Source organism: Streptomyces botrytidirepellens, assembly GCF_003721215.1.
Taxonomy (GTDB): domain Bacteria; phylum Actinomycetota; class Actinomycetes; order Streptomycetales; family Streptomycetaceae; genus Streptomyces; species Streptomyces himastatinicus.
On sequence record NZ_RIBZ01000658.1, the window covers coordinates 1 to 5616 of the forward strand.

The following is a 5616-nucleotide window of genomic DNA, read 5'->3' on the forward strand; positions in this document are numbered from 1 at the left end:
CCCGGGGGACACCCCCGGTCCCCCCGCGGTCGGGCCCCACGGCGCCGGGCCCCACGGTCGGGGCCCTTGGCCGGGCCCGTGGCTGCGCCCCAGCCCCCGCTGCGGGGCTCCGCCCCGGGCCCCCGTCCTCAAGCTCCCCCAGCTACCGCTGGGAGGTGTCCTCTGGACGGGCTGGATTTTCCAGCCCGTCCGGCGATTGAGGACACGCCCGAAGGGCGTCCGGAACAGCAGTCCACGCTGACGAGCAGGCACCGGGCAGGCCCCCGAGCCGGGGGCGGCGCCGCGCTGGCGCAGACCCGCGGGTACGGGGCACAGGGCTGAGCGGCAGAGCCCCGGTGGCGAGGGTTGGGGCAGAGCCCCGGCGAGACCGGGAGCGAACCCCCTTGGCGGCCCGGGGCAAAGCCCGGCGGATCCCCCGTGACGCGGACCGGGTGCGGAGCCCCGTGGTGCGAGCTGCAGGCTGAGCTGCCAGGGCAGGGCCGGGGCAAGTCCCGGGTTCGCGGCACCGGGGATGCCCCAGCGGGAACCAGGTGCTGAGCCGCGGAACGCGGCGGAGCCGCCGTGGCGAAGCGGGCCCGGGGCGAAGCCCCGGCGGAGCACCCCGTGGCGCGAGCCGCGCCGGTAGAGCCGCCATGGCAGGACCCAGGACAACACCCCGGCACGTGGCGCGGGGCCGGCCCGGCGGAGACAGGGCGCGGAGCCCACAACGCGAGCCTCCGAGGCGGAGCCCGGCAGTACCCCCGTGGCCGCGGCCGGGCGGAGCCCCGTGACGGGGGCCAGGGCGGAGCCCACATAGCGAGCCGCCGTGGCCGGGGGCGGGTGCCGGAACGGGGCCAGGGGCGGAGCCCCTGGGCCGCGGGTCCGGCCGCGGGGGGCCGGGGGTGTCCCCCGGATTCGGGAAGGGGCGGGGTGGGGGACAAAGCTGCCCGCTGCCAGAAGTCTTGACACCGCATCAGGCCCCCCATACCGTCCACGCAACCGCTTCCGAGAATTATCGGGCTACTTCCGGAAGGCACGTGATGCGCATACCTCGGTCAAGGTCATCCCTCCGTGCGACGGGCCTCGCGGCGGCAGCCGCGCTCGTGGTGGGGGGAACGCTCAGCGGCTGCGGAAGCAGTGGGCCCGGAGGGTCGGGCGAGGGGAACATCAGCGTCTGGGTCTACCAGGACCCCTCGACCAAGGTGCAGCGCCAGGTCGTCGAGCGGTTCAACAAGACCTCGAAGATCAAGGTCAAGCTCACCCAGGTGCCCGGCGACGGCTATTCGGACAAGCTGCGCACCTCCATGGGCACGCCCAACGCCCCGGACGTGTTCTTCAACTGGGGCGGCGGCAGCATCAGCGAGTTCGTGCAGAAGGACATGCTGCTCGACCTCGGGCCCGCGATGAAGAAGGACCCGTCGCTGAAGCAGGGGTTCATCCCCTCGATCCTCGACGCGGGCGGCGTCGAGGGAAAGCACTACGGCATCCCGATGCGCGGAATGCAGCCGGTGATCCTCTTCTACAACAAGGACGTGTTCGAGAAGGCGGATGCCCGGCCCCCGAAGTCCTGGAACGACATCCTCAAGCTCATCGGTACGTTCAAGAGCGAGGGCGTCACCCCCTTCGTCGTGGCCGGTACCGACCCGTGGACCGAGCTGATGTGGGTGGAGTACCTGGTGGACCGCTTCGGCGGGGCCGGGGTCTTCAAGAAGATCCAGAGCGAGGGCAAGGACGCCTGGGGCGACCCGGCGGTGCTGAAGACGGCGCGGACCATCAAGGACCTGGTGGACCGCGGCGCGTTCGGCAAGAACTACAAGTCGGTCAACTACACGGCGGACGGCGCGTCCACGTACTTCGCCAAGGGCAAGGCCGCGATGCACCTCATGGGCAGCTGGGAGTACGCGAACCAGAAGACCAACCAGCCCGCGTTCGCCAAGTCGGGCCTCGGCTGGACGACGTTCCCGGCCGTCCCCGGCGGCACCGGCGACCCCAAGAACGTGGTCGGCAACCCGACCAACTACTGGTCGATCAGCGGAAAGCTGAAGGGCAAGAAGCAGCAGGCGGCGATCGACTTCGTGAAGTTCGCGGCCAAGCAGGACTACGCCAAGGCGCTGATCGCCAACGGCGACGTCCCCACCACCTCGGACGCGTCCTCGCTGCTGAACGGCCACGAGAACCCCACGTACGCGAAGTTCCAGTACGACATGGTGCGGGACGCCCCGGACTTCACGCTCTCCTGGGACCAGGCGCTGCCCGCCAAGTACACCCCGCCCCTGCACACCAACGTGCAGAAGCTGTTCAACGGCCAGCTGAGCCCGACGGCGTTCGTCGACGCCATGAAGGGCATGTGATGGCCAACGCCGCAACCCGGCACAGCAAGAGCGTCGGGCGGCCGAGCGCCGCCTGGGCCCTGCCCGGCGCCCTGTTCTTCGCCTTCTTCGCCGTCGCCCCCATGGTCCTCGTCGTCGCGCTGGCCTTCACCGACTGGGACGGCATCGGCACCCCGCAGTGGACCGGCCTCAGCAACTGGACCCGGCTGTGGGACGACCCCGACACCCATCAGGCCATCCGGCTCAGCCTCGTCCTGACCGTGCTGACCTGGCTGGTGCAGACCCCGCTGGCGCTGCTGCTCGGGGTCTGGGCGGCGGGGCACCAGCGCAACCGGGCCGTGCTGTCGGCGATCTTCTTCCTGCCGCTGCTGGGGTCGTCCGTGGCGCTCGCGCTGGTGTGGAAGTCGCTGCTGGACCCGAACTTCGGTCTGATCGCCGACATCGGCCCGGCCCTCGGGTTCGAGGACGGCGATCTGCTGGGCAGTTCCACGGGCGCGTTCGGCGCGATCCTCTTCGTCACCGCGTGGCAGTTCATCCCGCTGCACACGCTGATCTACCAGGGCGGCGCCCGGGCCGTCCCGCGGTCGCTCTATGACGCGGCTGCGATCGACGGCGCCGGCACCGTACGCCAGTTCTTCTCGATCACCCTGCCGCAGCTGCGGAACACCATCGTCACCTCGTCGGTGATCATGGTGGTGGGCGCGCTGACCTTCTTCGACACGGTCCTGATCCTCACCAAGGGCGGCCCCGGCACCGACACCACGATCATGCCGTACCTGATGTACAAGAACGGCTTCCAGGCGTTCGACCTCGGCTACGCGAGCGCCGTCGCGACCATCCTGGTCGTCGTCGCCACCACCGTCTCCCTGCTGCTGGTACGGCTCACCGGCTTCACCGCGATGCGCAGCACCCGGGAGGGCATGTGACCGACGTCCTGCACGGCCGCCCCCGAAACGGCGTCCATACGCCGAAAAGGACCCCGGTGGCGTCACGCCCCCGCCGGCGCCGCCGGGGTCTGTCCCGCCGCAACTATCCCGCCGGGCTCGGCTCCCTCATCTGGCTGGTGATCGTCGGACTGCCGCTGTACGTGCTGGTCGCGGCCACCTTCCAGACCCGCAACGGCTATATCGACCACGGCCCGCTGGCCCTGCCCGACCACCCCACCCTCGCCAACTACCGGCGGGTGCTCTCCTCCGGCTTCCTCCACTACCTCCTCAACACCGCGCTGGTCACGGCCGTCTGCGCGGCGCTCGTGATCGTGCTGTCGGTGACCGTGGGCTACAGCGTCGTCCGCACCCGCAGCCGCACCTCCCGCCGGATCTTCCAGATCTTCCTGCTCGGGCTCGCGATCCCCTCCCAAGCGGTGATCATCCCGATCTATCTGGTCATCACCAAGCTGCATCTGTACGACACCCTCCTCGCCGTCATCCTGCCGACGGCCGCGTTCTCCCTCCCGGTCAGCGTGCTGATCCTGGTGGGCACGATGCGCGACATCGACGAGGAGATGTACGAGTCGATGGCGCTGGACGGCGCGAGCCCGACCCGGGTGCTGCTCCAGTTGGTCGTACCGCTGTCCCGGTCCGGGATCTCCACGGTCGGGGTGATGTCCGCGCTGCACGCCTGGAACGGGTTCCTCTTCCCGCTGATCCTGACCCAGTCCAAGAGCAACCGGCTGCTGACGCTGGGCCTGTACGACTACGTCGGCGAGTTCCGGGTGGACACCCCGGCGCTGCTCACCGCGGTCGTGCTGTCCATCGTCCCGATCTTCCTCGTGTATCTGTTCGCGCGGCGCCAGCTGATCAACGGTCTGATGGGTGTGGGCGGCAAATAATCCGGCCGCCCCCAGTTCGCCGCTCACCACAAGGAGCTTCATGCCTCACCCCTGGCAGGACACCTCCCTCCCCGCCGAGGACCGCGCGGACGATCTGCTCTCCCTCATGACGCTGGAGGAGAAGCTCGCGCAGCTGTACAGCGTGTGGCCGGGTTCGGAGAGCGAAGAGGGCGAGGACGTCGCGCCGCTCCAGCACGAGGTGGCGGAGGCCGTGGACCTCGACGGCCTCCTCCCGCACGGCCTCGGCCAGCTGACCCGCCCGTTCGGCACCGCCCCCGTCGACCCCTCCGAGGGCGCCGCCGCGCTCGCCCGCACCCAGGCCCGTATCACCGCGGCGAACCGCTTCGGGATCCCGGCGCTCGTCCACGAGGAGTGCCTGACCGGGTTCACCGCCTGGCGCGCCACCGTCTTCCCCACCCCGCTCGCCTGGGGCGCGTCCTTCGACCCGGCACTGGTGGAGCGGGCCGCCGCGCTGATCGGCGGCTCGATGCGCTCGGTCGGCGTCCACCAGGGGCTCTCGCCCGTGCTGGACGTGGTGCGGGACGCGCGCTGGGGGCGCACGGAGGAGTCGATCGGCGAGGACCCGTATCTGGTCGCGACCGTCGGCACCGCGTACGTCCGCGGCCTCGAATCCGCCGGGATCATCGCCACGCTCAAGCACTTCGCGGGCTACTCGGCCTCACGCGGCGCCCGCAACCACGCACCGGTCTCGATCGGCCCGCGGGAGCTGGCGGAGATGATCCTGCCGCCGTTCGAGATGGCGCTGCGGGACGGCGGGGCGCGCTCGGTGATGCACTCCTACAGCGACCTCGACGGCGTCCCCTCCGCCGCCAACCCGTGGCTGCTCACCGAACTGCTGCGGGATCAGTGGGGCTTCACCGGCACCGTCGTCGCCGACTACTTCGGCGTCTCCTTCCTGGAGCTGGCCCACCGCGTCGCCGACTCCCCCGGGCGCGCCGCCGCCCTCGCGCTCGCGGCGGGCGTGGACGTCGAACTCCCCGCCGTCCGCTGCTACGGCACCCCGCTGCGGGACGCCGTACGGGCCGGGGAGGTGCCGGAGTCCCTGGTCGACCGGGCGGTGCGCCGGGTGCTCACCCAGAAGGGCGAACTGGGGCTGCTGGACCCGGACTGGTCGCCGGAGGCCCCTGAAGGCGTCGACTTCGATCCGCCCGCGATGCGGGCCGTCGCGCGGCAGCTGGCCGAGGAGTCCGTGGTGCTGCTCGCCGACGACGGGGACGTGCTGCCGCTGGCGCCCACCGCCCGCATCGCCGTCGTCGGACCGCTCGCCGACGACCCCGCCGCCATGCTCGGCTGCTACACCTTCCCCCGCCACGTCGGCATCGAACACCCCGACCTGCCCATGGGCGTCGAGGTGCCGACGCTGCTCGCCGCGCTGCGCGCCGAGCTGCCCGGCGCCCGGATCAGCCACGCCGAGGGGTGCGCCCCGCCCGGCCCCGCGCCCGCCGCCCCGGCCGG

The 5616-nt window shown here is 71.5% G+C and carries 4 protein-coding genes; all 4 read left to right on the plus strand.

The window, feature by feature from the left end; genetic code table 11:
- Window positions 1-1019: 1019 nt before the first annotated feature.
- Window positions 1020-2330: an ABC transporter substrate-binding protein gene (locus tag EEJ42_RS34900; RefSeq protein WP_123106205.1), complete on the plus strand. Its 1311-nt coding sequence runs from the start codon at window positions 1020-1022 to the stop codon at window positions 2328-2330.
- Window positions 2330-3235, plus strand: a complete 906-nt coding sequence (locus EEJ42_RS34905) for a carbohydrate ABC transporter permease (protein WP_123106207.1) — start codon at window positions 2330-2332, stop codon at window positions 3233-3235. Before EEJ42_RS34900 ends, EEJ42_RS34905 begins: the two co-directional genes overlap by 1 nt.
- A gap of 56 nt (window positions 3236-3291) precedes the next feature.
- Complete coding sequence (locus EEJ42_RS34910) at window positions 3292-4140, plus strand: carbohydrate ABC transporter permease (RefSeq protein ID WP_123106209.1); 849 nt, start codon at window positions 3292-3294, stop codon at window positions 4138-4140.
- A 40-nt stretch (window positions 4141-4180) separates the two neighbouring features.
- On the plus strand, window positions 4181-5616 hold a 1436-nt coding region (locus EEJ42_RS34915), incomplete at its 3' end, for a glycoside hydrolase family 3 protein (RefSeq protein ID WP_148082137.1).

What these genes read in the sequence shown, in the direction of transcription:
- EEJ42_RS34900 (WP_123106205.1), top strand. Translation starts at nt 1,020, where the DNA reads ATGCGCATACCTCGGTCAAGGTCATCCCTCCGTGCGACGGGCCTCGCG.
- EEJ42_RS34905 (WP_123106207.1), top strand. Translation starts at nt 2,330, where the DNA reads ATGGCCAACGCCGCAACCCGGCACAGCAAGAGCGTCGGGCGGCCGAGC.